Origin of the sequence: Nitrospirillum iridis, assembly GCF_014205765.1 — a bacterium.
In the GTDB taxonomy this organism is placed as follows: Bacteria; Pseudomonadota; Alphaproteobacteria; order Azospirillales; family Azospirillaceae; genus Nitrospirillum; species Nitrospirillum iridis.
Genome location: NZ_JACIIZ010000030.1, coordinates 1 through 24,788, shown reverse-complemented (window position 1 = coordinate 24,788; position 24,788 = coordinate 1). Strand labels below are relative to the sequence as shown.

Genomic DNA, 24,788 nt, shown 5'->3' with positions numbered 1-24,788 from the left:
TAAATGCCGGCTCAATAACCGCGGTCGGGCGACACCACGTCCAGCAGGTCCCGGCCCTCCAGGAAGCGTTGCAGGTTGTCGGAAACCTTGGCCCAGATGCGGTCCTCGTAATCGGTGGAATACCAGGACAGATGCGGGGTCAGGCGGACCGCCGGGTGGGTGTAGAAGGGGTGCCCGTCCGGCAGCGGCTCTGGCACGGTGACGTCCAGGGAGGCCGCCCGCACCACGCCCGCGTCCAGGGCGGACAGCAGGTCATCCTGGTCGACCAGCCCGCCGCGCGACACGTTCACCAGATGCAGCCCCGGCTTGGCCCACGCCAGCGAGTGCCGGTTGATGATGTTCCGCGTCAGCGGTGTCAGCGGCAGGGCCACGATCAGGTGATCGCTCTGCCGCATCAGCGCCTCCAGCGACGGTTGCCACTCCACCAGGCCGTCGCTGGAAGCAGGCGATTGCCGGCGCAGCCCGATAAGGCGAACGCCGAAGCCGGCCAGCCGCCGCGCGACCGCCTGGCCGATCGCCCCCACGCCCAGCAGGCCGACCGTCTTGCCTTCCAGCGTGCCGATGGGCGGCTGTCGCCAGGCGGCGCGCGAGGTGATGCGGATGCGATCCAGGCCCTTTTCATCCTGCAGCAGCAGGGCCAGGACGAACTCGGCGATGTTCTCGGACGCGATATGCCGGCCGCAGGTCACCGGCGGGCCAGCGAACAACCAGCCGGGAAAGGCGTCGACACCCGCCGTCGCCACCTGGATCCACCTCAAGGCGAAGGGCCAGCCGGCCGGCTTCTCCGCCGGATAACCGACGAAGTCCCGCGCATAGGTGAACAGCGCGTCGGCGAAAGGCGGAACCTCCCACGGCGGATGTCCGGCGGGGAAAGTCCACACCTCCGGCTTCGCCGGATGCGCCCGCAGGCGCTCCACCAGGCCGGGTTCAAAGGTCGTGGCGATGGTCAGCGTCATGGCGCCGCCCCATCCAGCGCGCCCAGGATGCGCGCCAGGATCTCATCCCGCCGGCTGACGTCGTACCAGCGCAGCACGATCACGGCGTCATGCGCCGGCTCCACCACGATCAGGTTGGCGATGCCGGAACCCCAGATCGCCTGCTCCGACAGCGCCGGAATGGTGCCGCGCCGGTTGGTCCACCACATGAGGCCGAAGTCCGGCCGCTGCGGCGTCGCCTCGCGGATGCTGTCGAACCAGGAATCCGGCAGCAAGGCGTCGCCGTTCCAACGGCCCCGCGCCAGGTGCAGCTGCCCCAGCTTGCCCAGGTCGCGGGCGGAGATTTGCAGGCCGCCGCCCCAATGGCCGCCGCCGGCGACCACCGGGACCGAACGATCACCGATGACGATCCCGGAACCCGTATAGCCGTGCCAGGACCAGGGATCGACGGCGCCCAGCGGGTCCAGGACGCGGCGCCGCAACACATCGCCCAAGTCCTCCCCCACCAGGCGCGTCAACGCCAGCGCCAGCACATTCACGCGCACATCGTTGAATTCCCAGTGCGATCCCGGCGATTGCCGCACACGCCACGTGCCCTTGGGCGGATCGTCCGGCCGCTTCGGCACCGTGCGGTGCCAATCGATGCTGTCCGGGATGCCCCACAGGCTGCCGCTCCATTCACTGGTCAGGGTCAGCAGATGGCGCCAGGTGATGCCGCGGTTCCAGTCTGTGGCGAAAGCGTCGAGGGCGACCCGTTCAGCGACCGGCCGATCCAGATCGTCGATCAGGCCATCCGCCACCGCCAGCCCCGCCACGACCGACAGTGCCGTCTTGGTGACGCTGAACGCGACGTCCGGCCGGTCCGGCGTGCCCCACTGGCCAACGACACGGCCGCGCTGGATCACCAGGCCGGTCGCCGGCCCCCGGGGCGGCAGCGGACCGACAAGGGGCGCATGCGGCCCTTCCTGATACTCCACAGCGTTCTCATGCAGCTTGAAAGCGGCCAGGTCGGAGGGGATGGGTGTTTCCCACCCGCGAACCTGGTCGATCACCCCGTCGAGGCGACGAAGCGCTTCAGCCGCTTCCGCTCCCTGTCCCGTGCCGCCTGACGTATCCATTCGCCTTCATCCGTCCTGAAAAGGGGCCGTCCTGAAAAGGGGCCGTCCTGAAAAGGGGCCGCTTGCCCACCCCTCATATTTCACACTTTAAACGGATATCGATTGCCGTAAAAAGCGATAGTTTTATGTGGAAAGTTTTGAAATTCTACACCACACATAAGAAATACAAAATTGATGGGAATGCCGGAGATTTCACACAATTCGGTAACGCTCAGTCTCCAGGCAGGACACGAAAAAGAATGCGGAATTCTCGCCACCCGGAAACAGTCATTGGTTGTGGCCGTTGGGCCATTCTCAACAAACTATTCTTGACCACGGCCATCCTGGCCATCAGCCAATCCTCCGCCTGGGCCGCGGATGACGCTGCCGACGACGGCCTGTCGACGATTGTCGTCACCGGCACCCGGATCAGCCGGGCGGCCAATCAGACCATGTCGCCGGTGTCCGTGATCTCATCGGATCAGCTGAGCGCCACCGGCCGCGCCAGCCTTAAGGACGCGCTGATCGCCATCGATCCCAGCTACGCCAATTCACCGGTCTACGCCGGCCAGCTGGGTTTCGCCGGCAAGGCGGCCACCCTGCGCGGTCTGGCCGCCAACGAGACGCTGGTGTTGATCAACGGCAGGCGGCGGCACTCCCAGGCCTTGCCCTATGTCAGCGGCAGTTCGGCCGGACAGTCGCCCACCGACCTTGACCTCATCCCCGCCTCCGCCATCGACCATGTCGAGGTCCTGCGGGATGGCGCCGCAGCGCAATACGGATCGGACGCCATCGCCGGGGTGATCAACATCATCCTGAAGTCATCGGACCACGGCGGCAGCGCCGACCTGTCCTACGGCCAGTATGGCGAAACGGTCGGCAAGCTGGGTGACTTCGGCCGCACCGAGAGCGCCCAGCTGAGCCAGGGCTTCACGCTGGGCGACGGTGGCTTCGTCACCGTCTTCGCCGACCTGCTGAACGCCGCGAACACAAATTACGGCGGTTACGTGCCCTACACCACGCGCATCTACCCCCTGGTCAATGGCCAGCCGGACCCGCGTGAAAACCAGGACCGGTACAAGCAGATCGCCGGCCAGCCGGCCCGCAAGAAGGCGGCCGTGGGCTACAACCTGGAAACGGGCCTGAACGACGACGTGACGGCCTATTCCAACGCCACCTACACCTACCGGCATTCGGCGGGCTTCACCTGGTACCGGACGGCCGCGTCGGCGCAGAACATCCCGTCGATCTACCCCGACGGCTACATGCCCGAGCTGGTCACCAACGACAGCGACTATCAGGTCATCGCCGGGCTGAAGGGCAAGGATTTCCTGGGGTGGGCCTGGGACGTCAGCAGTTCCCTGGGCCAGGACGTGGTGCACGCCTACAACAACGGCACCCTCAACCCTTCCCTCGGCACGGCCTCCCCCCGCGACTTCTACCTGGGTTCGCTGATCTCGACCGAATGGGTCAACGACGTCGACCTGAAGCGCCAGGTCGACACCACCCTGTTCAAGGCGCCGCTGACCGTGGCGGTGGGTGGCGAATTCCGCCTCAACGGCTTCAAGGAAGGGGAGGGCGAGTATCTTTCCTACGCCAACGGCGGCTACGTGTTTCCGGCCGGGCAGACCAACGCCGGCATCAAGCCCAACCCCGGCGCCTCCGGCGTGTCGGGCTTCACGCCCGCCGATGCCGGGTCGCACTGGCGCCACGATTGGGCCGGATACGTCGACCTTGACCAGCGACTGACCGACCGCTGGGAAGTCGGGCTGGCCGGCCGCTACGAATTCTACAACGACGTCGCCAACACATTGAGCGGCAAGGTGTCGACCCGCTACGACCTGGTGGACGGCCTGCTGGCGGTGCGCGGCAACATCAACAGCGGCTTCCACGCCCCCAGCCTGCAACAGCAATTCTTCAGTTCCACCACCAATTCCTACACCACGGTGGCCGGGGTGCAGAAACCGCTATCGGCGGTCACGGCGGCGGTGAACAACCCGATGGCGATCGCCCTGGGCGGCCGCGACCTGAAGCCGGAAAAGTCCGTCAACAAATCCGTGGGCGTGGTGCTGACGCCGTTCAAGGATTTCGAGGCGTCGGTCGACGCCTATCAGATCAACGTGACCAACCAGATCGTGCCGGTGACCATGTCGACCGCCACGACCGGCGGGGCGGCGGTCCGCAAAATCCTGCAGGCCGCCGGTTACGCGCTGAACGCCGCCAACGAATATTCCGTGGTTTACGAGCGTAACGCCGCCAACACCGTCACCAAGGGCATCGATCTGTCCATCTCCTACAGGACGCACCACGGCGACCTGGGTGACGTCACATGGACGGTGCAGAGCAACCAGAATTTCCACGCCATCAACAGCATCAACCCGCTGGCGTCCGCCCTGACGGCGGCTGGCGTCGCGGCGGTGGACCGGCAGACGATCGGATATCTGACGACCGTCTATCCCCGCAATGTCACGCGGTTTTCCGCCACCTGGTTCATCGATGATTTCGACGTGACGCCCCGCGTCAGCCGCTACAGCCAGGCCCGCAACCTCAGCAACAACGGGGCCGCCGCCGATGAGACGGTCAAGCCCGCCTTCATCTTCGACCTGGATTTGGGATGGCGGGTGACCGAGTACCTGAAACTATCGATCGGCGGCCAGAACATCTTCAACAAGCGTCCGGAGACCCTGTCCGCCGTCGCCCAGTCCTATTCCGGCTTTCCCCAGGTAAACCCGAACTACAGCACCGTGTCGCCCTACGGGGACGATGGCGGCTACTACTACGCCAAAGCCTCCTTCAAATGGTGAGGTTCCCCATCGGCGACGATACGGAAGGCCTGACACGGCGCGGCCTGCTGCGCGGGGCGGCGGGGCTGGCCGCGACCGGGTTGGTGGGGGCCGGGCTGGTGGGGGCTGGCCCCGCTGGCGCGACCGCCACCCAAGCGGACCGGGGCGGCACCCTTATGGTGACCGTCCCGGCCGAGCCCCCGCATCTCTGTTCGGCGTTCGATTCCAATATGGGGCCCTGTCTGATCGGCAGCAAAGTCCTGGAAGGCCTGATCGCCTTCGCCCCCGACCTCAGCCCGATCCCGGTCCTGGCCCGGTCCTGGGACATCAGCGACGATGGCCTGACCTACACCTTCGCCCTGCGCGAAAACGTGCTGTGGCACGACGGGCATCCGTTCACGGCGGATGACGTCGTGTTCTCGTTCCGCGAAGCCTGGTCCGTCCTGCATCCCTTCGGCCGGACCGCCTATGCCAACGTCGTGGCGGCGGAGGCCATCGGCCCCCATCAGGTGGTGTTCCGACTGTCGGCGCCAGCCCCCTACCTGATGTCCTACATGAACGTCTTCGGCGCCCAGGTGCTGCCGCGCCATGTCTATGAAGGGACGGACATCCGGCGCAACCCGGCCAACTGGGCGCCGGTGGGAACCGGCCCCTTCCGGTTCGTCGAATGGCGGCACGGCAGCCACGTGCGCCTGGAACGGAACGCCGCGTACTGGCGGGCAGGCCTGCCCTATCTGGACAGCATCGTCTTCCGCTTCATTCCCGACCCGCTGGCCCGCGCCCTGGCGCTGCGGTCGGGGCAATTGCACATGGCCGTCAGTTCCGCCATCGCGTATCCCAACCTGCGCCTGTTCGACGACCCCGACCGCTACACCATCGACGGCGGCGACGGGACCTTCCTGTTCTCCCAGTTCCTGCTGCATTTCAACATGCGCCAGCCGGTGCTGGCCGACCGCCGCGTGCGGCTGGCCATGCAGGCGGCGATAGACCGCGACCGCCTGCTGGCGCTGGCCTTCGCCGGCCATGGCAAGGCGGCGGACGGCCCCCTGCCCTCCACCCTGGCAAAGTTCCATGTGCCGGCGACCGGCGGCGGCTACGACCCCGCCTTGAGCGAACGGCTGCTGGACGAAGCGGGCCTGCCCCGCCGGGTCGACGGCGTGCGCCTCCGGGTGGCGCTGGATTTCATCGACACCGTCAACATCCACATCCCGGAATTCCTGCGCCAGCAATTGCGCCAAGTGGGGATCAGGCTGGACCTGCGCGTCGGCGACCTCGCCAGCTATTTGCGGCGGATCTACACCGATGAGACCTACGACATGGCGTTGAACACCGCCCATGCCCTGCCTGATCCCTCGCTGGGACTACAGCGGCTGTACTGGTCGAAATCGATCGTGCGGGGCGTTCCCTGGTCCAACGGCGCCCGCTACGCCAACCCGGACCTGGACCGCATCATGGAAACGGCGGCGCGCGACGGTGACACGGCGCGGCGATGGGCCGACATCCGTCAGTGGCAGGAGATCGCCCGGCGGGATCTGCCCATCCTGAACCTGATTGAACAGCAATGGGTGACGGTGGCCGACAACCGCGTCCTGCGGCCCAGCCGGCAGGCCGACGGACTGTTCGCCTCCTACGCGGACGTATCGCTGGCGGCCCAGGCGACACCGGCATGACCGGGGCCGCCGCCATCGCCCTGACGCGCCAGGGCCTGTACCGGCTGGGGTACAACCTGCTGACCCGCATCCTGCCCATCGTGGCGGGGGTGGCCTGTTTCAACCTGCTGATCATGCATGTCATGACCGGCGACGCCGCCGACGTCCTGGCCGGCAATGCCGGCGGCGCCACGGCGCAGGAGCTGGCGCGCCTGCGTCATGAGTTCGGCCTGGACCAGCCCTTCGCCCAGCGTTTCCTGGGCTATCTGTGGGCGGTGCTGCACGGCGACCTGGGCCTGTCGCAGACGCAGGGCGTGCCGGTCGCCGGCCTGATCCTGGCGCGCCTGCCCACCACCTTCCTGCTGATGGGCGTCTCATTGACGTTCTCCCTCCTGCTGGGCGTGGGGCTGGGCGTCCTGGGCGCGCGCCATCCCGGCGGTTGGACGGACGGCCTGGTGTCGGGCCTGATCCTGACCCTGTACGCCATGCCATCCTTCTGGTTCGGGCTGATGGCCATCGTGCTGTTTTCGGTCAAGCTGGGCTGGCTGCCGTCCGGCGGGCTGGACTCGTTGGAGCAGGTGCCGGAAGGATGGGCGTGGGCGGCCGACCGCCTGAAGCACCTGCTGTTGCCGGGCCTGACGCTGGCGAATTTCCACATCGCCGTCTACGCGCGCCTGACGCGCGGCATCCTGCTGGACATCGAGCGGGAGGACTTCGTCCGCACCCTGCGCGCCAAGGGCGCGTCCGCCGGGCGCATCCTGCTGTTCCACATGCTGCCCAACGCCGCCCTGCCCATCCTGACCATGGTGGGCCTGCAGATGGCCGCCCTGTTCGGCGGTTCCGTGGTGGTGGAATCCGTCTTCGGGCTGCCCGGCCTGGGCCGGCTGATCCTGGATGCGCTGCTCAGCCGGGACATGACCCTGCTGACCGGGATCCTCCTGGTCAGCTCGGTCATGGTCACCGTGATCAACCTGCTCCTCGACCTGCTGTTCTTCCTGATCGACCCCCGGGTCCGGTCAGGCGCGGGCATGTCACCGGATCGGCTTGGGCAGGAGGGGGAATGACATGGGCGTGAACCTCCCCCCAACCCTGCGGCGCCTGTTGGGCATACCCGTGGCCCGCGTCGGCCTGGCGCTGATGGCGCTGGTCCTGGCCACGGCGCTGCTGGGCCCCTGGCTGGTCGGCCGCGACGCCTGGGACCTGGCCGGCCCGCCCCTGCTGTGGCCCGGCCAGGATGGGCGCTTCCCCTTGGGTACCGACAGCCTGGGCCGCGACCTGGCGGCGGGCCTGGCCGGCGGGGCCGCCGTTTCGCTGGCCATCGGCATCGTCAGCGCCCTGATCGCGGCCCTGCTGGGCACGCTGATCGGCGCCGTCGGCGGTTACTACGGTGGCGCGGTGGAGCACCTTTTCGGCCGCGTGACCGACCTGTTCCAGACGGTGCCCCCCTTCATCCTGGCGGTGGTGACGGTCGCGGCCCTGCCACCGTCGCTCACCAGCGTGGTCGTGGCCATCGGCGCCGTCTCCTGGCCCGCCACGGCCCGCCTGGTGCGCACGCGCTTCCTGGTGTTGCGGGAAAGCGAGTTCGTGCTGGCCGGCCGCATGATCGGCATGGGGGATATCCGCCTGATCACCACCCAGATCCTGCCCAGCGTCCTGCCGCCCATCATCGTCCTGACGCCCCTGACCGTGGGCACCGCCATCCAGACCGAGGCGGCGCTGGGCTTCCTGGGCCTGTCGCCCCCCGACCTGCTGACCTGGGGGAAGATGATAGGCGAAGGCCGGGAACAGCTGCTGGACGCCTGGTACATCTGCGGCCTGCCGGGCCTGGCCATCATGACCACGGTCCTGGCCTTCAACCTGCTGGGCGAGAGCCTGAACCGGCTGATGGCCGCGGGCGCGCGCGAAGGACGCTGACGGCCATGGCGCTCCTCGACATCCGTGACCTGCGCGTCGCCTTCCCTGGTCCCCCGGGGGAGGGCCTGGGGCCGACCTGGGTGGTGGACGGCGTCACCCTGGCGCTGGACCGGGGCCAATCCCTGGCCCTGATCGGCGAAAGCGGCAGCGGCAAGTCCGTCACGGCGCGCAGCATCCTGCGCCTGAACCGGCGGTCGGCCAGCGAGCCGGCGCCGCTCGTCAGTGGGGAGATCCGTTTCGACGGAACCGATCTTCTGGCCCTGCCGGACACCGCCATGCGGCAGTGGCGGGGAAGCCGCATCGCCATGGTGTTCCAGGAACCGATGACCGCCTTCGATCCCCTGATGTCCATCGGCGGTCAGATCGCCGAGGCCATCCGCCTGCACCAGCCGCTGGGGCGGCGGGCGGCGCGGGAGCGGGCGGTGGAACTGCTGGGCCTGATGCGCTTTCCGGACCCCCGGCGGCAGGCCGGCCGGTTCCCCCACCAAGTGTCCGGCGGCATGCGCCAGCGGGCGATGATCGCCATGGCGCTGGCGTGCGAGCCGGACCTGCTGATCGCGGATGAGCCGACCACGGCGTTGGATGTCACCACGCAGGCCGGCATCCTGGATCTGCTGAATGATTTGCGCCGGGACCTGGGCATGGCCCTGCTGCTGATCACCCATGACTTGGCGGTCGCCGCCCGCGTGGCCGACCACGCCGCCATCATGTACGCCGGCGGCATCGTCGAAAGCGGCCCCCTGCGGACCGTGTTCGACCAGCCCCGCCATCCCTATACGCACGCCCTGCTGGCGCTTGAACGGCTGGACCGCCTGGTCCCCCGCCAACGCCTGCCGGAGATCCCGGGCACCGTGCCGCCCCCAGCGGAAATCCGATCCCGCTGCGCCTTCGCCCCCCGCTGCGGCGCGGCCGGTCCCGAATGCCGGAGCCGCCGCCCCAGCCTGGCCACCGCCGCCCTGGCCACCAACGCCCCCGGGCGGCAGGTCGCCTGTTTCCACCCCATTGCCGCTGGAGCGTCCTCTTGACCACGGAAGTTCCCCTGGTGGCCATCGACGCCCTGCGCAAGAGCGTGCGACAGGCTGGACGGACGATGCCGATCTTGGACGGAATCAGCCTGACCATACGCCGGGGGGAGACACTGGGCATCGTGGGTGAAAGCGGCAGCGGCAAGTCGACGCTGGCGCGCGCCCTGTTGCAACTCACCCCCTACGACAGCGGCCATGTCCGCCTTGAGGGCGTCGACCTGTCCGGGCTGAGCCAGCGCCAACTGCTGCCGTTCCGTGCCCGCATGCAGATGGTGTTCCAGGACCCGCTCGCCTCCCTCAACCCGCGGGCCACCATCGGCCGCAGCCTGGAGGAGCCGCTGATCGTCCATCGCCGGGGTGATGCCGCCCACCGCCGCGCGGCGGTGCGTCGGATGCTGGAACGGATGAGCCTGCCGCCTCAGGTGGCCGGCCGATTGCCGCATGAACTGTCCGGCGGCCAACGGCAGCGGATCGGCATCGCCCGCGCCCTTATGCTGGAACCCAGCCTGCTGGTCTGCGATGAGGCCGTCTCGGCGCTTGACCTGTCGATCCGCGCGCAAATCCTCAACCTGCTGATGGACCTGCAACAGCAGAGCGGGATCGCCATGCTGTTCATTTCCCACGATCTTGCGGTCGTCCGCCATATCGCGGACAGGGTGGCGGTGATGTGGCGCGGCCAAATCGTGGAAATGGCTGATACCGAACAGGTTTGGACAGCGCCCCGCCACCCCTATACCCGGACCCTGGTCGCTGGAAGCCGGTTCTGATCCCCGTTCACGGGCTGGCCGCGAACCCGATGGCCGCATCGGCGGCGCGGCTCAGGGGCCTCAGGTCAGGCGTGCCACAATCTGGTCCCGCACGGCCGGCGTGGCCCCCAGCTGACGCTCCAGATAGGTGTCAACGCTCCCGTGACGGTCGATGATGGCGTCGAACGCCAGATCAAGGAGATCCGGCCGCACCTCCATCACCACCCGCACGGCATCCTCGTCCGGCGTCGCCCGACCGTGGCCGGCGGCCAGCGCGGCGGCGACGTCCGCGCCGTGCCGCTCATAGGGCCAATGGTGGTTGGTGGCGACGTAGTCGGCCAGGATATCATCCCGGTGGACGCCCAGCAGATGATGGGTCAGGGCGACCAGCAGGCCCGTCCGGTCCTTGCCGCCAGTGCAGTGCACCAGCAGGGCGCCCCGTCCGGCCGCCAACGCCGCGAAATAACGGGTGAACAGGTCGACGTGCCGCTCCTCGAAGGCGGCGCCGGCATAGAAGCGGCGCATATAGCCGTCCAGCGTGGCGGCGCTCAGATCGCTTTCCCGCAGGAAGACCGGCCAGGGATCACTGTCTCCCCCGACATCGGTGGCGATGACCTCCAGCCTATGGGACCATGGTCCTGTGGGGTGCCGGGATCGTTCGTCCGGCCAGCGCAAATCGACGAGGGTGGAGACACCCAGGCGGTCAAGGGTCGCCACGTCGTCAGCCGTGGCGTGGATCGGGCGGCCGGAACGGAACAGCACACCCGTGCGCACCGTGGCGCCGGACCGGGTGGCGTAACCGCCGGCATCACGGAAATTCGGCACACCAGACAGCATCACGCTTTTCCTATCGTTTATGGGCGACGCGCCGCGCCAGCCAGTCGCCGGCGGACTGCAGTCCCTGGACCAGGCCGATCAACACCACGACGGTGGCGATCATGACCTGGGTGTTGAAGCGTTGATAGCCGTAGCGGATGGCCAAATCCCCCAGGCCACCGCCCCCCACCACGCCGGCCATGGCGGAAAAGCTGACCAGCACCACCGCCGTCAGGGTGATGCCCGCCACCAGCGCCGGCAGCGCCTCGGGCAGCAGCACCATCAGGATCAGGTGGCGCAGCGTGCCCCCCATGGACACCACCGCCTCGACCCGGCCGGGATCGACCTCGCGCAAGGCCGCCTCTGCGATGCGGGCGAAGAAGGGAATGGCCCCCAGCGTCAGGGGCACCACCGCCGCCGAGCTGCCCAGCGAGGTGCCGACGATCAGGCGCGTCAAGGGAATGGCGGCGATCAGCAGCACGACGAACGGCAGGGAACGGCCGGCGTTGACCACGCCGCCCAGCACGGCGTGCAGGCGCGGCCAGGGCGTCAATCCCTTGGGCGCGATGACGAACAGCGCCACCCCCAACGGCAGGCCGATGCCGACCGCCAGCAGGCCGGACAAGCCCACCATGTACAACGTCTCCGCCGTGGCGCCGGCCACCAGGGAAACAAGTTCGCCCCAGTCTTCAGGGTTCATAGCAGCACCGCCCGCACGCCGTGGGTGTTGAGGAAGGACAGGATGGGGGCGGGGTCGGTGGCGGAGCCGCCGCCCTTCAGCCCCACCTGGAAGCGGCCCACCCGCCGGCCGCCGATCAACTCCACCCCACCGCCCAGCAGCGTCACCGCCACCGACAGCTCGCGGGCCAGCAGGCCCAGCAGCGGCGTCGCCGCGAGGGGATCGACGAAGGTCAGTTCCGCCAGCACGCCAGCCCCAGCCCCCTGCGGCATGGGCGCCCGGGCCGGCAGCAGCGCCCGCCCCAGGGCCGACGCCGGATCGGCCGCCAGATCGGCCAAACGGCCATGTTCCACCAGACGTCCGCCCTCCAGCAGGGCGGCGGAACCGCAGATGGCCTTCACCACCGGCATCTCATGCGTGATCATCAGGATGGTGACCCCCAGGCGCGCGTTGACGTCGCGCAGCAGGTCCAGGATGGCGGCGGTGGTCTCCCCATCCAGGGCGCTGGTCGCCTCGTCCGACAGCAGCACGTCCGGTTCCGCCGCCAGGGCGCGGGCGATACCCACCCGCTGCTTCTGCCCGCCCGACAACTGTCCGGGATAGGCGTCGGCCCGGTCGGCCAATCCCACCAGGTCCAGCAGTTCGGCGACACGCCGGCGTCGCTGGGCGCGATCCTGACCCAGGATTTCCAAAGGCACCGCCACGTTATCGGCGACGGTGCGCGATTGCAGCAGATGGAAATGCTGGAACACCATGCCGATGCGCCGCCGCTGCTGGCGCAGCGCCGTCGCGTCCAACGCCGTCAGATCCTGCCCGCCGACGACGACACGGCCGGCGGTGGGCCGTTCCAACAGGTTCAGACAGCGGATCAGCGTGCTCTTGCCCGCCCCGCTGCGCCCCAGGATGCCGAAGATCTCGCCCTTCGGGACGGTCAGGGTGACATCGTCCAGCGCCACAACCTCGCGGGCGGTGCGGCCCCCGCCCTGGCGGTAAACCTTGCGCAGACCCTCGACGCTGATCATTGGGGACGTCTCTTCTGACGACGACGCATCAGGGATGGACCGGAATGACGGCGCCCTTGTAGCGCTCGCGGATGAAGGCGGCGACCTCCGGCGACGTCAGCAGCTGGGCCAGCCGCACGATCCGGGGATCGTGTTCCAGCGCCGGCGTGGTCACCAGCAGGTTGGCGTAGGGGCTGCCCTCCGCCTTTTCCAAGGCCAGCGCGTCCTTGGCCGGCTGCAAGCCCGCCTCCAGGGCGTAGTTGCCGTTGATGACCGCCAGGGTCACGTCCGGCAAGGTGCGCGGCAGTTGGGCGGCGTCCACCTCGATGATCTTCAGATCCTTGGGGTTGGCGGTGATGTCGCGGGAGGTCGCCAGTTGCCGGTCCCGCGCCGCCGGCCCCTGGCGCAGGGTGATCAGGCCATTGTCCTGCAACAGGTAAAGGGCGCGGCTGAGGTTTACGACGTTGTTGGGAATGGCGACCTTCGCACCCTGGGGCAGATCCTGGAAGGACTTGACCTTGGTGGAGTAGATGCCCAGCGGCTCGATATGCACGGCGGCGACCGCCGCCAGCGTCACGCCCAGCAACTTCTCCTCGGACTCCAGGTAGGGCCGGTGCTGGAAGAAATTGGCGTCGACGTCGCCCTTGGCCAACAGCTCATTGAGGCGCAGGTCGCCGCTGGCCTCGATGATCTTGAGCTTCAGGTCCGGCGCCAGCTTGCGCTGGATGAATTGCAGAATCTCCGCGTGCGGGACGGGTGAGGCGATGACGCGCAGGGGGGCGTCCGCCGCCCGGCTCGGCTGCCCCGCCAGCATCAGCGCCACCAGCGCCGCCACGGGCGCCCAGCCCCGCATCCACGTCCGGGCCACGCGGCCCATCCAAGCCATCGCCGTCATCTTGATTCCCAATCAGCACCCATCGACTGTGGGATGAGAGTAGGAATTCACAGCAAATGCAGTCAATAATATTAATTTAACAATTTTTATTAGCTATATTCCCCGACAGCCGGTAGCGCCGCCACCTCGGGCAGGTCGGCGTAATGCCGGCGGGCGACGTCGGGGTGGGAACGCAGGCGGCCCTTCATGTAATTGGCGCCGATGTCGTGGAACAGCGGGTTCAGCGGGTCGCTGGTCAGCCCCCGCGCCTCCGCCTTCAAGGCCGGTGGCAAGGCCAGCAAGGGCACGCGCGCATCCAGCCGCGCGCCCAGGAAAAAGGCGATGGAGGTGCGCCGCGCCCCGGCCGGCGGCGCCACCACCCGGTGGACGGTGGCGCGGATATAACCGTCCGTCGCCAATTCCAGCAGTTCGCCGGCGTTGACGACGAAGGTGCCCGGGATGGGGGCGGCATCCACCCAGCCCGCCGCCGTCTCCACCTGCAAGCCGCCCTGGTCATCCTGCAGCAGCAGGGTCAGCAGGCCGCTGTCCTTGTGGGCGCCGACCCCCTGCCCCCGCCCGTCCGGGCCGGCGGCATCGCCGCTGGCGCGGCCGGGATAGCGGATGATCTTCAGATGCTGGTTCGGCGTCTCCGCGACGATGGGATCGAAGGCGTCGGCCGCCTGGCCCAGGGCCAGGGCGAAGGCGCGCAGCAGGCGGATGGCGATGGTGGTGGCCGCCTCCTGCCAGGCCAGCAAGGCGTCGCGCAGGGCCGGCTGGGCCGCCGGCCACTGGTTGGGTCCCGGCAGCCGGGTCCAGGCCGGGGCGCCGGGCCGCACCGCCAGGGCCGCGCGTTCGGTGCCGATGTCCAGTTGCTCACGCCAGTCCGGCTGCCCGCGCGTCCGTTCGGCACCCGCCCGCGTGTACCCCCGGAAGTGCGGGGAGTTGACCATGGCGATGGCGTCCTTCGCCGCCGGGGGCAGGTCGAAGAAGCGATGGGCTTCCGCCCAGGCCGCCTGGGCCAGGCCATCGGGAACGCCATGACCGGACAGGTAGAAGAAGCCGACCTCCCGCACGGCGGCCCGCAGGTCGGCCAGGAACCCGTCGCGGGCGACACCGCCGGCATTGAAACGGCCAAGGTCCAGGATCGGTAGCGGGGCGGTCATGGCATCTTCCAAAAAAGGGAAACGGGGGCGCGGGTGGGGCAGACACCCGCGCCCCCAAAGGGCAGGTCAGAAGTCCGGGATCAGAATCCGGGGTTAAAAATCCTGATCCAGGCCGGCACCCGCCGGCCCGGCCTTCTTCTCGGCCTTCTCGGTCACCAGGGCTTCGGTGGTGATCAGCAGGCCGGCAACGGAGGCCGCGTCCTGCAAGGCCACGCGCACCACCTTGGTGGGATCGATGATCCCGGCCTTCAGCAGGTCGGTGAACTCGCCCTTCTGCGCGTCGTAGCCGAAGTTGGGGTCGTTGGCCTCCAGCAGTTTGCCCACGACGATGGAACCGTCGGTGCCCGCGTTCTCCGCGATCTGCCGCACCGGCGCCTGCAGGGCCTTGCGGATGATGGCGATGCCCGCGCGCTCGTCACCATTGACCGGCACCAGGGCGTCGACGGCCCGGGTGGCGTGCAGCAGGGTGACGCCGCCGCCCGGGACGATGCCTTCCTCGATGGCGGCGCGGGTGGCGTGCACCGCGTCATCGACGCGGTCCTTGCGTTCCTTCACCTCCACCTCGGTGGCACCACCCACGCGGATGACAGCCACGCCACCCGACAGCTTGGCCAGGCGCTCCTGCAGCTTCTCGCGGTCGTAGTCCGAGGTGGTCTCCTCGATCTGCGTCTTGATCTGGCTGATGCGGCCGTTCACCGCCTCGGTCCCGCCGCTGCCGTCGATGATGGTGGTGTCGTCCTTGGTGATGCGCACCCGGCGGGCGGTGCCCAACTGGGCCAGGCCCACATTCTCCAGCTTCACGCCCACATCCTCGGACACCACCTCGCCGTTGGTGACGATGGCGATGTCTTCCAGGATGGCCTTGCGCCGATCACCGAAGCCAGGGGCTTTCACCGCAGCGATCTTCAGGCCGCCGCGCAGCTTGTTGACCACCAGGGTGGCCAGCGCTTCGCCCTCCACATCCTCGGCGATGATCAGCAGGGGCCGGCCGCTCTGCACCACCGCCTCCAGCAACGGCAGCAGGGGCTGCAGGCTGCCCAGCTTCTTTTCGTGGATCAGGATGTAAGGGTTGTCCAGTTCGGCCACCAGCTTCTCGGCGTTGGTGACGAAATAGGGGGACAGGTAGCCGCGGTCGAACTGCAGGCCCTCCACCACGTCCAGCTCGGTTTCCAGGCTCTTGGCCTCTTCCACGGTGATGACGCCCTCGTCACCCACCTTGGCCACCGCCTCGGCGATGATGCGGCCGATCTCGGCCTCGCCATTGGCGGAGATGGTGCCGACCTGGGCGATCTCCTCATTGGTGGAGACCTTCTTGGAGCGGGCCTTGACGTCGGCCACCACGGCGGCGACGGCGCGGTCGATGCCACGGCGCAGGTCCAGCGGGTTCAGGCCGGCGGCCACCGCCTTGGTGCCCTCCCGCGCGATGGCCTGGGCCAGCACCGTGGCCGTCGTGGTGCCGTCGCCGGCCAGGTCGGCCGTCTTGGTCGCCACTTCCCGCACCAGCTGGGCGCCCAGGTTCTCGAACTTGTCCGCCAGCTCGATCTCCTTGGCGACGGAAACGCCGTCCTTGGTGATGCGCGGGGCGCCGAAGCTCTTCTCAATGACGACGTTGCGGCCTTTGGGACCCAGGGTCACCTTCACGGCGTCGGCCAGGATGTCCACGCCGCGCAGCAGGCGTTCGCGGGCATCGGTACCGAATTTCACGTCCTTGGCAGCCATTTTCTTATTCCCTTTTTCGCTTAGCGCACGAAGACGCCGATGACGTCACTTTCCTTGAAGACCAACAGGTCGACGCCATCGACCTTGATCTCCGTGCCCGACCATTTGCCGAACAGGATGCGGTCGCCGACCTTGACGTCCAGCGGCTGCAAGCGGCCGTGCTCATCGCGCACGCCGGGGCCGACGGCCACAACCTCACCTTCCTGCGGCTTCTCCTTCACGGTGTCGGGAATGATGATCCCGCCCTTGGTCTTCTCTTCCTGATCCAGGCGCCGGACGACGACGCGGTCATGCAGGGGACGGAACGACATGGAATTGGTTCTCCGTAACGGGTGAATGCGTGGAACCATAAAAATCCACACATACGATAGTCAATACACATAAATTTAACGTTTTCTTTTGGTGTTTTTAAATCACGCGCCGCCGCCCTCTCGAACCGAAGGGCTGAGCGGCGGTGCACCGCCCCTATGGGGCGATGGCGGCGCGAAAGCACTTGAGCAAAACTGAATATATTTTTGGTGGATATAATATGCGCCCGGCGAAAGATGCACTTTAACACAAATAGATATTTAACGGGTTCATATCGAGTCATCGTCGGCCTCACCAATATTCCAAAATGATGGGAATCGACATGACCGCATCCCTGGGGGATTTGCGGGCGCACGCCGTTGCGCACGCTGGACAAGGCCCGCATGCCCCTTCGCCGCGTCCCCCCGCGATCCGCCAGGTGCCGCGCCAGGGGAACGAGCCACGCTGGGAACTGCCGGCGCCACAGCCGACAGCGGAGGCGGAACGCCAGCACCGCAAGCAGCGGCTGGCGGCGGCCTTCCGCCTGTTCGCCCGCCATGGCTTTGAATCCGGTCTGGCCGGGCATTTCAGCGCGCGGGACCCCATCCACACCGACCATTTCTGGATCAACCCCCTGGGCGTGTCCTACAGCCACATCCGGGCCTCCGACCTGATCCTGGTGGATGGGCGGGAGGAGGTGTTGCAGGGCGATGGCCTGCTGAACCTGTCGGGCCTGCCCTATCACGACGCCATCCAGCGGGCCCGGCCGGAAGTGGTCGGCATCGCCCATGCCCATTCCTTTTACGGCAAGGTCTGGTCGGCCTTCGGCCGCCCGGTGGAGCCCATCACCGCCGACGCCGGCCTGTTCCACGAAGACCAGGCGTTGTTCGACCCCGTCCGCACCCCCGGCGGCAGCTATGACCAGGACCGTGAGCGCATCGTGGCCCAGGCCGTCACCGCGTTGGGCGGCCACAACACCCTGATCTGGCAGAATCACGGCTTCTGGACGGTGGGGGCCACGGTCGAGGCGGCCGCCTGGCGCTTCATCGCGCTGGAGGATGCGGCGCGGGCGCAATTGCTGGCCCAGTCCGCCGGCAATCCCATCGTCACCAGCCTGCCCAGCCCCTCCCCCCAGACCCGGGCGCGGCTGGAAGTGTGGGCCTATCTCAGCTTCCTGCCGCTGTGGGACCGGGTGGTTCGCGAAGAACCCGACCTGCTGGATTGACCGCCATGGCCCTGCGACTGAACCGCCGCGACCTGCTGGCCGGGGCCGGCGCGCTATTGGCAGCGCCCCGCCCGAGCTGGGCCGCCATCCCCCGCGACCTGACCCTGTCGGTGTGGCGCTACAAGCTGACCGCCTCGTACTTCTTCGAGGACGCCGGCGTGGCCGACGTGCCCTATCGCGTGTCCTACGCCGAGCTGCCCGGCGGCACCATGGTGTTGGAGGCCCTGTCCGCCAACGCCCTGGACTATTCGTTCATGAGCGAGATTCCGCCCATCTTCTCCGTGCCATCGGGCGTGCCGCTCAGCCTGATCGCGGTGCTGCGCGGCGACGTCAACAACTCGGGACTGCTGGCGCAAGGCGACAGCGCCATCCGCCGGGTCGAGGATCTGCGGGGCAAGCGGGTCAGCTACGTCCGCGCCACCAACAACCACTATTACCTCATCAAGATCCTGGCCACCGCCGGCCTCACCTTCGCCGACATCGTGCCGGTGCCGCTGAGCGTCCAGGACGGGGCCGCCGCCTTCCTGGCCGGGCATATCGACGCCATCGTGTCCGGCGGCTACGTCACCTGGCAACTGCTGCGGCACAACAACGCCCGCTGGGTGATCAGCGACATGGAAGGGCTGTATTCCGGCAATTTCGTCATCGCCGCCAACCGCAATTCCCTCAAGGACCCCGCGAAGGCGGAGGCCATCGGCGACTACCTGCGGCGCGAGCAGACGGTCTGGGACTGGTCAGGAAAGAACCTGGCCCGCTCGGCCAAGCGCTGGGCGGACGTCACCGGCGCGCCCGAGGCCTATTACCTGCGCGAATTCCAGCAACGACACCGCCAGCCCCGCCTGACCGCCGTCAGCGAGGACGTCATCCGCGACCAGCAGGACATCGCCGACACCTTCCATGCGGTCAAGGCCATCGACCGCCCCATCGACGTGCGCCCGCTGTGGGACACGCGCTACAGCGCCCTGCTGGGCACGTAACCATCAACCCGCCAAGAAGAGGAAGCCATTCCCGTGCGCCGCCATTCCCTGACCGCCGCCCTGTTGGCCACCACCCTGCTGTTCCCCCTCGCCGCCCGGGCGCAAACCGCGCCCAATGCCGCCGGCCCGGCGGCCGATGCCACCAGCGACATCAGCGATGTCATCGTCGTCACCGGCAGCCGCGGGAAGGGCCGCACCGTCGCCGACAGCCCCGCCCCCATCGATGTCTTTTCCGGCGACGAGTTACAGGCGCTGGGTGCCAATACCAGCCTACGTGACGCCTTGAGCACGCTGGTGCCCTCCTTCCAGACGCAGACGGTCAGCAGTTCGTCCTGGGACAGCCTGGTGCGTCCGGCCGGCCTGCGCGGCCTCAGCGGATCCCACGTCCTGGTGCTGGTCAACGGCAAGCGGCGCCACAACAGCTCGCTCATCAACCTGTCGTCCGGCAACCTGGACAATGGCGCCAACCCGGTGGATATCGACCTGATCCCGCAAGGCGCCATCGGCCACATCGAGATCCTGCGCGATGGCGCCGCCGCCCAATACGGGTCCGACGCCATCGCGGGCGTGATCAACATCATCCTGAAGTCCGAGGATCATGGCGGCACCTTCACCGCCACCGCCGGCCAGCGCGAGCCCTACAACTACGACGACCATGTCGACGGCCAGAGTCTTCAGGCCAGCCTGGATCATGCCTTCGCCCTGCCCGGCGGTGGCTTCATCGACCTGGCAGTGGACGCGCGGCGCGACCGGGCCACCACCCGCTCGGTGGCGGCCACCGGCGCGTTCTACGACACCGTCAACGGCAAGGCGGATCCGCGCGAAGCCACCGCGAACAAGACGGTGTTCGGCGGCGGCCTGCCCAAATATTGGAAGGCGGACGTCTCCTATAATGCCGAGCTTCCGCTGACCGACGCCCTCACCGCTTATTCCTTCAGCACCGTCAGCAAGCGGGACGCCTTCATCGGCCAGAACTTCCGCCGCCCCAACTCAACCAACGACGTGCCCTCGGTCTATCCCGATGGCTTCGTGCCTTACTACACCCTGGCCGAGGTGGATTTTCAGAGCCTGGCCGGGCTGAAGGGCAAGGCGGGCGGTTGGGACTGGGACCTGAGTTCCACCTATGGCCGCGACACCGTCGACAACGGCGCCACCAACACCATCAACGCCTCGCTGGGGCCCAGCAGCCCAACCAGCTTCAACACCTTCACCTCGGTCTTCAGCCAGTGGACCACCAACCTGGACCTGACCCGGCAGGTGGAACTTGGCCTGGGTAGCCCCGTCCAGGTGTCCGGCGGCGTGGAACACCGCCATGAGCGCTACCAGACCATAAGCCGCGACGCCGCCTCCTACACCAATGGCGGCTACATCTATACCAGCGGGTCCCTGGCCGGAAAGCCGGCGTCGGTGGGCGCCCAGGGCGCCATCACGGTGACGCCGGGCGACCAGGCCGACCTGGACCGCAACAACTACGCGGCCTATGTCGACTTCGGCTTCAACCCCACGCCGGACTGGTACGTCGACCTGGCCGGCCGCGCCGAATATTACGACGACAGCGCCGGCGACACGGAAAGCGGCAAGATCTCCACCCGTTATGAGATCCTGCCCGGCGTGGCCGTGCGCGGCACCATCAGCAACGGCTTCCGCGCGCCGTCGCTGGCCCAGGAGGGCTACGCCCAGACGTCGAACCAGTACACCATCGTCAACGGCGTCAGCCAGTTCATCACCTCCAAGTCGGTGCAGGTGGACAGCGCCATCGGCAAGGCGCTGGGCGCCACGCCGCTGCGGCCGGAGGAATCGACCAGCTACAGCGTCGGCCTGACCCTGGCGCCGACGCACGACATCAGCGTGACCATCGACCCCTATCTGATCTACCTGGACAACCGCATCGCCCAGACGGGTTTCCTGTCAGGCTCGGCGGTGAACGCCATCCTGGTGGCCAACGGCTTCTCCCCCAACCAGTACATCAAGTACTTCACCAACGCGATCGACACCCGGACCGAGGGCGTGGATGTGGTCGCCAGCTATCTGCAGCACCTGGACGAACTGGGCGCCGGGGACCTGGGCACCCTGCGCTGGACGGCGGCCTTCAACTGGAACCGGACGAAGATCACCAAGATCCGCGACACGCCGACACAGCTGGCCGGCCTGGGCCTGACCCTGTTCGACCGGGCGGCGCAGGGGGCGGTGACGGTGGCCAACCCGGAAACCAAGCTGATCCTGAGCCAGGAATGGACGGTGGGCGCCCTGGCCCTGACCCTGCGGGAAACCCGCTACGACGGTGTCGCCTACCTGAACGTCAATCCCCTGTACGACCAGTTCTACGCGCCCCGCTGGCTGACGGACATCGACATCGCCTACGCGGTCACCGACCGGCTGACCATCGCCGTCGGCGCCAACAACGTCTTCGATGTCTATCCCAGCAAGAACACCGTCGCCGACACCAACGGCTTCCCGCCTTATTCCAGCATCTCGCCCTTCGGCTTCTACGGCGGCTTCTACTACACGCGCCTCAAGATCGCGCTCTGACACAAGGGATCCAGGCCATGACGCAGCGCTTCCTCAAGCTGGGCGCCTTCCTTTCCGGCAACGGCAGCCACGGGGGCAGCTGGCGGCTGCCCGGCGTGGCGCCCGACGCCGGCACCAGCTTCGACCTCTACCGCCACGTGGCCCAGAAGCTGGAGGCGGGAAAATTCGACGCCTTGTTCATGAACGACACCGTCAGCGTGCCTGAACTGGACCCGCATGTCCTGGCGCGCAACCCCCAGGCGGTTCGGTGGGACCCCCTGACCCTGCTGCCGGCGCTGGCGGTGGTGACGCGGCATCTGGGCCTGATCGCCACCGCCAACACCACCTACAATGAACCGTTCACGCTCGCCCGCCGCTTCGCCTCGCTGGACCAGCTGAGTGGCGGGCGTGCCGGCTGGAACCTGGTGACCTCGCTGGGCGGGGGGGAGAACTACAACCGCGACGACCACGTCTTGCACGCCCAACGCTATGAGCGGGCGGAGGAGTTCTTCAATGTCATCACCGGCCTGTGGGACAGCTGGGAGGACGACGCCGTCGTTGGCGACAAGGACAGCGGCATCTATCTGGATGTGGACAAGCTGCACGTCCTGAACCACAAGGGGCCGCACTTCCAGGTGAAGGGGCCCTTGAACGCCCCGCGCCCACCCCAGGGCTATCCCGTGCTGGCGCAAGCCGGATCGTCGGATCCCGGCCGCGAACTGGCGGCGCGCACCGCCGACCTGGTGTTCACAGCCGCCCAGACGCTGGAGGAGGCGCAAGCCTTCATCCGCGACGTCAAGGGCCGCGCCGCCAAATACGGCCGCCATCCCGACAGCCTGAAGGTGCTGCCCGGCGTGTCGGTCATCACCGCGCCGACACAGGCCGAGGCGCAGGCGAAGTACGACCAGCTTCAGGACCTGCTGGACCCGGCGGCCAGCCTGAAGGGCATCTCCAACTTCATCAACATCGGCGTCGACCTGTCGGCCCACCCGCTGGACGGCCCCGTGCCCCTGCCCGACGTGATCCCGGAAACGAATACCCACAAGAGCCGCCAGCGCCTGGTGCTGGACCTGATCCGGCGAGAGAACCCCACCATCCGGCAGCTGTTCCGCAAGCTAACCGCCGGTGGTCACCGCATCCTGATCGGCACGCCGGAGACGGTGGCGGACGATTTCGCCGCCTGGTTCCACCAGGGCGGGGCGGACGGCTTCAACATCATGTTCTCCCACCTGCCGGGGGGCGTCGACGACTTCGTCGACCTGGTGGTGCCGGAACTGCAGCGGCGCGGCCTGTTCCGAACGGAATATGAAGGCCGCACCCTGCGGGAGAACCTGGGGTTGGCGCGTCCGGGAAACCGGTTCGCCGATGGTGGCAAGCGGCGGGCTTGAAACTTGCGTCTCACTGGCGATCCCGCACCGCGAAGGCCAGCACCGCGAGGGAAGGTTGCCCCAGCGCCTTCCCATCGCCCCCGCCGGCGGCGAAGGTCACATCCTTCGCCGCCGGACACATCAGGCGGAGCCGACGGGCACACTTGATCCGCGTGGCGCTTCAGGCGAAGAAGCGGTTGCGCGGCACGGGCAAACCCAATGTATCCCGCAGGGTGCGACCGGGGTAATCCTGCCGGAACAAGCCGCGCCGCTGCAGTTCCGGCACCACCAGGTCGACGAAGTCCTCGATGCCGGCCGGGGCGGAGGAAAACATGATGGTGAAGCCGTCAGCGGCACCGGTGGTGAACCACTCCTCGAAATCATCGGCGATGCTTCGCGGCGTGCCCACCAGCACACGATGCCCGCCGGCGGTGAATTTGCGGTACAGCTGACGCACGGTGGGGCGGTCCTGGCGGATCCAGTCCACCATCAGGCGCTGGCGGCTTTTGTGGCTGTTGGTCTCCGCGATCTCGTCGGGCAGGCGAATGGGCTCCTCAAACGGCAGGGTGGAGAGATCGACGCCCAAACTGGCGTAGGTGGACAGGCCGCGCAGGGTGGTGGCGGCGTCGCGGTGGCGCAGCAGATCCTCGTACTTGTCCTCCGCCTCCCCCAGCGTGCGCCCGACGAAGGGGGAGACGCCGGGCAGGATGCGCACATGGTCGGGGTGGCGGCCATGGCGGACGGCGCGCTCCTTCACATCGGCGTGGAAGGCGCGGGCCAGGGCGATGTCATGCTCCGCCGTATACAGCACCTCCCCCACCCGGCCGGCCAGTTCCCGGCCGTCGTCCGAGGCGCCGGCCTGGGCGATGACCGGATGGCCTTGCACGGGCCGGGGCGTGTTCAGCGGTCCCTGCACTTGGTAGAAACGCCCCTTATGGTTCAGGACATGCACCTTGGCGGGGTCGGTCCAGCGCCCGCTGGCCCTGTCCTTCACGAAGGCGCCGTCGGCGTAGCTGTCCCACAGGCCGGTGACCACGTCATAAAATTCATGCGCCCGTTGATAGCGTTCGGCATGGTCGATGTGGGTGTCCAGGTTGAAATTCTCCGCCCCGCCCGTGGCCGTCACCACGTTCCATCCGGCCCGACCGCCGCTGAGATGATCCAGCGAGGCCAGGCGGCGGGCCAGGTTGTAGGGCTCGTTGAAGGTCGTGCTGGCCGTGCCGATCAGGCCGATGCGCTCCGTCACCACCGCCAAGGCCGCCAACAGGGTCAGCGGTTCCCACCGCGGCACGCCGGGATTGGCGGTCAGCCACGCCGGGTCGGCCACGCCCAGCACGTTGTCGTAGAAGAACAGGGCGTCGAATTTCCCCCGTTCCAGCGCCTGGGCGTAAGCCTTGTAGCGCCCGAAATCGAGATCGGCGTCGATGTCGCTGTCGGGATGGCGCCAGCTGTCGCCATTGACGGCGGAGCCGCTGAGGAAGCCGACCAGGTTCAGCTGCGTGCGGGGCATCGGACCCTCCGATTGTGAATGATCACCACGTGTAGGTCAGGCGGGCGTAGTAGTAGCCCCCCTCCGATCCGTAGATGGAGGCGGAGCTGTAGCTGGGGTTCGTCTGGTAGATGGGTGAGGCCGCCTGGGCCAGGGCGCTCAACGTCTCCGGCCGCTTGTCGAAGATGTTGTTGCCCCCGATGGAGGCCTTCAGGGTCTTGGTGACCGCATAGGTCACGTCCAGATCGAAGATGTAGGCGGGCCGCACCACCTCATCATAGGCGGCGCCCCGGTCGCTGTAGGTCCGCGTCCAGGAATAGCGGCTGGCGCGCAGCGTCGTTTCCCAGTCGTCCAGGAACCAGGTGGCGGAGGCGCGGGTGGTGTTGCGGGGATAGGCCGCGGTCAGCGCGCCGTAGGTGGAGCGGGGCAGCGGCGATACTGGACTTGCCCTGGAAAAGTGGAGAGCCATCACCCTAAAATTTGGGAATGATGGAGGTGAAGATGGCGCGGGCGAAGCGGTCGCAGATCACGGG

At 67.8% G+C, this 24,788-nt stretch carries 21 protein-coding genes; 10 read left to right on the top strand and 11 right to left on the bottom strand.

The genetic code is table 11. From position 1 onward, the window contains the following. Positions 1-11: 11 nt before the first annotated feature. Positions 12-956 (bottom strand): NAD(P)-dependent oxidoreductase, encoded by a 945-nt coding sequence (locus FHS74_RS29400; protein ID WP_184807832.1) that lies wholly within the window; start codon positions 954-956, stop codon positions 12-14. Next, positions 953-2,053, bottom strand: a complete 1,101-nt coding sequence (locus FHS74_RS29395) for a serine hydrolase domain-containing protein (RefSeq protein WP_184807831.1) — start codon at positions 2,051-2,053, stop codon at positions 953-955. The genes FHS74_RS29400 and FHS74_RS29395 overlap by 4 nt, the downstream gene beginning before the upstream one ends. 308 nt (positions 2,054-2,361) lie before the next feature. Between FHS74_RS29395 and FHS74_RS29390 the strand changes: the two genes are divergently transcribed. The 6 genes from FHS74_RS29390 to FHS74_RS29365 are packed head-to-tail and all read left to right on the top strand — an operon-like array spanning position 2,362 to position 10,170. Then, positions 2,362-4,836 carry a TonB-dependent receptor plug domain-containing protein gene (locus tag FHS74_RS29390; RefSeq protein WP_184807830.1) on the top strand — a complete coding sequence of 825 codons (2,475 nt, stop codon included), beginning with the start codon at positions 2,362-2,364 and terminating at the stop codon, positions 4,834-4,836. Beyond that, positions 4,830-6,485: an ABC transporter substrate-binding protein gene (locus FHS74_RS29385; RefSeq protein ID WP_184807829.1), complete on the top strand. Its 1,656-nt coding sequence runs from the start codon at positions 4,830-4,832 to the stop codon at positions 6,483-6,485. Before FHS74_RS29390 ends, FHS74_RS29385 begins: the two co-directional genes overlap by 7 nt. Continuing rightward, positions 6,482-7,528 carry an ABC transporter permease gene (locus FHS74_RS29380; protein WP_184807828.1) on the top strand — a complete coding sequence of 349 codons (1,047 nt, stop codon included), beginning with the start codon at positions 6,482-6,484 and terminating at the stop codon, positions 7,526-7,528. Before FHS74_RS29385 ends, FHS74_RS29380 begins: the two co-directional genes overlap by 4 nt. A gap of 1 nt (position 7,529) precedes the next feature. Then, positions 7,530-8,378, top strand: coding sequence for an ABC transporter permease (locus FHS74_RS29375; RefSeq protein WP_184807827.1), 849 nt, complete (start codon positions 7,530-7,532; stop codon positions 8,376-8,378). 5 nt (positions 8,379-8,383) lie between these two features. Next, positions 8,384-9,403 (top strand): ABC transporter ATP-binding protein, encoded by a 1,020-nt coding sequence (locus FHS74_RS29370; RefSeq protein WP_184807826.1) that lies wholly within the window; start codon positions 8,384-8,386, stop codon positions 9,401-9,403. Next, entirely contained in the window at positions 9,400-10,170 is a 771-nt protein-coding gene (locus FHS74_RS29365) for an ATP-binding cassette domain-containing protein (protein WP_211106629.1), read from the top strand. The genes FHS74_RS29370 and FHS74_RS29365 overlap by 4 nt, the downstream gene beginning before the upstream one ends. 60 nt (positions 10,171-10,230) lie before the next feature. Here the strand turns inward: FHS74_RS29365 and FHS74_RS29360 are convergent, their stop codons facing one another. From FHS74_RS29360 to FHS74_RS29330, 7 genes are all read right to left on the bottom strand, one after another. Next, positions 10,231-10,986 carry a tyrosine-protein phosphatase gene (locus FHS74_RS29360; protein ID WP_184807824.1) on the bottom strand — a complete coding sequence of 252 codons (756 nt, stop codon included), beginning with the start codon at positions 10,984-10,986 and terminating at the stop codon, positions 10,231-10,233. A gap of 10 nt (positions 10,987-10,996) precedes the next feature. Beyond that, entirely contained in the window at positions 10,997-11,665 is a 669-nt protein-coding gene (locus tag FHS74_RS29355; protein ID WP_184807823.1) for a methionine ABC transporter permease, read from the bottom strand. Then, positions 11,662-12,666: a methionine ABC transporter ATP-binding protein gene (locus tag FHS74_RS29350; protein ID WP_184807822.1), complete on the bottom strand. Its 1,005-nt coding sequence runs from the start codon at positions 12,664-12,666 to the stop codon at positions 11,662-11,664. The genes FHS74_RS29355 and FHS74_RS29350 overlap by 4 nt, the downstream gene beginning before the upstream one ends. A 28-nt stretch (positions 12,667-12,694) precedes the next feature. Beyond that, positions 12,695-13,540 carry a MetQ/NlpA family ABC transporter substrate-binding protein gene (locus tag FHS74_RS29345; RefSeq protein WP_246463464.1) on the bottom strand — a complete coding sequence of 282 codons (846 nt, stop codon included), beginning with the start codon at positions 13,538-13,540 and terminating at the stop codon, positions 12,695-12,697. 89 nt (positions 13,541-13,629) lie between these two features. After that, positions 13,630-14,682 (bottom strand): isopenicillin N synthase family dioxygenase, encoded by a 1,053-nt coding sequence (locus FHS74_RS29340; protein ID WP_184807821.1) that lies wholly within the window; start codon positions 14,680-14,682, stop codon positions 13,630-13,632. A gap of 93 nt (positions 14,683-14,775) precedes the next feature. Further along, positions 14,776-16,401: a chaperonin GroEL gene (gene groL, locus FHS74_RS29335; protein WP_184807820.1), complete on the bottom strand. Its 1,626-nt coding sequence runs from the start codon at positions 16,399-16,401 to the stop codon at positions 14,776-14,778. Positions 16,402-16,421: 20 nt separating this feature from the next. After that, positions 16,422-16,712 carry a co-chaperone GroES gene (locus FHS74_RS29330; RefSeq protein ID WP_184807819.1) on the bottom strand — a complete coding sequence of 97 codons (291 nt, stop codon included), beginning with the start codon at positions 16,710-16,712 and terminating at the stop codon, positions 16,422-16,424. 320 nt (positions 16,713-17,032) lie between these two features. Here FHS74_RS29330 and FHS74_RS29325 point away from each other — a divergent pair, with 320 nt between their 5' ends. Genes FHS74_RS29325 through FHS74_RS29310 form a run of 4 tightly spaced genes read left to right on the top strand, consistent with a single transcriptional unit; the run spans position 17,033 to position 22,787 of the window. Then, positions 17,033-17,914, top strand: coding sequence for a class II aldolase/adducin family protein (locus FHS74_RS29325; RefSeq protein ID WP_184807818.1), 882 nt, complete (start codon positions 17,033-17,035; stop codon positions 17,912-17,914). Positions 17,915-17,919: 5 nt separating this feature from the next. Further along, positions 17,920-18,891 carry an ABC transporter substrate-binding protein gene (locus tag FHS74_RS29320; protein ID WP_184807817.1) on the top strand — a complete coding sequence of 324 codons (972 nt, stop codon included), beginning with the start codon at positions 17,920-17,922 and terminating at the stop codon, positions 18,889-18,891. A 33-nt stretch (positions 18,892-18,924) separates the two neighbouring features. Continuing rightward, positions 18,925-21,420 carry a TonB-dependent receptor domain-containing protein gene (locus tag FHS74_RS29315; RefSeq protein WP_184807816.1) on the top strand — a complete coding sequence of 832 codons (2,496 nt, stop codon included), beginning with the start codon at positions 18,925-18,927 and terminating at the stop codon, positions 21,418-21,420. 17 nt (positions 21,421-21,437) lie between these two features. Continuing rightward, entirely contained in the window at positions 21,438-22,787 is a 1,350-nt protein-coding gene (locus FHS74_RS29310; RefSeq protein ID WP_184807815.1) for an LLM class flavin-dependent oxidoreductase, read from the top strand. Between the two features lie 160 nt (positions 22,788-22,947). Here FHS74_RS29310 and FHS74_RS29305 read toward each other — a convergent pair whose 3' ends face one another. Both FHS74_RS29305 and FHS74_RS29300 read right to left on the bottom strand, forming a co-directional pair. Beyond that, entirely contained in the window at positions 22,948-24,276 is a 1,329-nt protein-coding gene (locus FHS74_RS29305; RefSeq protein ID WP_184807814.1) for an LLM class flavin-dependent oxidoreductase, read from the bottom strand. 22 nt (positions 24,277-24,298) lie between these two features. Next, positions 24,299-24,724: a TonB-dependent receptor gene (locus FHS74_RS29300; RefSeq protein WP_184807813.1), complete on the bottom strand. Its 426-nt coding sequence runs from the start codon at positions 24,722-24,724 to the stop codon at positions 24,299-24,301. Positions 24,725-24,788 lie beyond the last annotated feature (64 nt).

Coding starts and splice junctions, on each gene's coding strand:
- FHS74_RS29370 (WP_184807826.1), top strand. CDS start 8,384: ATGGCGCTCCTCGACATCCGTGACCTGCGCGTCGCCTTCCCTGGTCCC.
- FHS74_RS29340 (WP_184807821.1), bottom strand. CDS start 14,682: ATGACCGCCCCGCTACCGATCCTGGACCTTGGCCGTTTCAATGCCGGC.
- groL (WP_184807820.1), bottom strand. CDS start 16,401: ATGGCTGCCAAGGACGTGAAATTCGGTACCGATGCCCGCGAACGCCTG.
- FHS74_RS29345 (WP_246463464.1), bottom strand. CDS start 13,540: ATGACGGCGATGGCTTGGATGGGCCGCGTGGCCCGGACGTGGATGCGG.
- FHS74_RS29375 (WP_184807827.1), top strand. CDS start 7,530: ATGGGCGTGAACCTCCCCCCAACCCTGCGGCGCCTGTTGGGCATACCC.
- FHS74_RS29305 (WP_184807814.1), bottom strand. CDS start 24,276: ATGCCCCGCACGCAGCTGAACCTGGTCGGCTTCCTCAGCGGCTCCGCC.
- FHS74_RS29400 (WP_184807832.1), bottom strand. CDS start 956: ATGACGCTGACCATCGCCACGACCTTTGAACCCGGCCTGGTGGAGCGC.
- FHS74_RS29350 (WP_184807822.1), bottom strand. CDS start 12,666: ATGATCAGCGTCGAGGGTCTGCGCAAGGTTTACCGCCAGGGCGGGGGC.
- FHS74_RS29380 (WP_184807828.1), top strand. CDS start 6,482: ATGACCGGGGCCGCCGCCATCGCCCTGACGCGCCAGGGCCTGTACCGG.
- FHS74_RS29355 (WP_184807823.1), bottom strand. CDS start 11,665: ATGAACCCTGAAGACTGGGGCGAACTTGTTTCCCTGGTGGCCGGCGCC.
- FHS74_RS29310 (WP_184807815.1), top strand. CDS start 21,438: ATGACGCAGCGCTTCCTCAAGCTGGGCGCCTTCCTTTCCGGCAACGGC.
- FHS74_RS29325 (WP_184807818.1), top strand. CDS start 17,033: ATGACCGCATCCCTGGGGGATTTGCGGGCGCACGCCGTTGCGCACGCT.
- FHS74_RS29395 (WP_184807831.1), bottom strand. CDS start 2,053: ATGGATACGTCAGGCGGCACGGGACAGGGAGCGGAAGCGGCTGAAGCG.
- FHS74_RS29385 (WP_184807829.1), top strand. CDS start 4,830: ATGGTGAGGTTCCCCATCGGCGACGATACGGAAGGCCTGACACGGCGC.
- FHS74_RS29320 (WP_184807817.1), top strand. CDS start 17,920: ATGGCCCTGCGACTGAACCGCCGCGACCTGCTGGCCGGGGCCGGCGCG.
- FHS74_RS29330 (WP_184807819.1), bottom strand. CDS start 16,712: ATGTCGTTCCGTCCCCTGCATGACCGCGTCGTCGTCCGGCGCCTGGAT.
- FHS74_RS29360 (WP_184807824.1), bottom strand. CDS start 10,986: ATGCTGTCTGGTGTGCCGAATTTCCGTGATGCCGGCGGTTACGCCACC.
- FHS74_RS29300 (WP_184807813.1), bottom strand. CDS start 24,724: ATGGCTCTCCACTTTTCCAGGGCAAGTCCAGTATCGCCGCTGCCCCGC.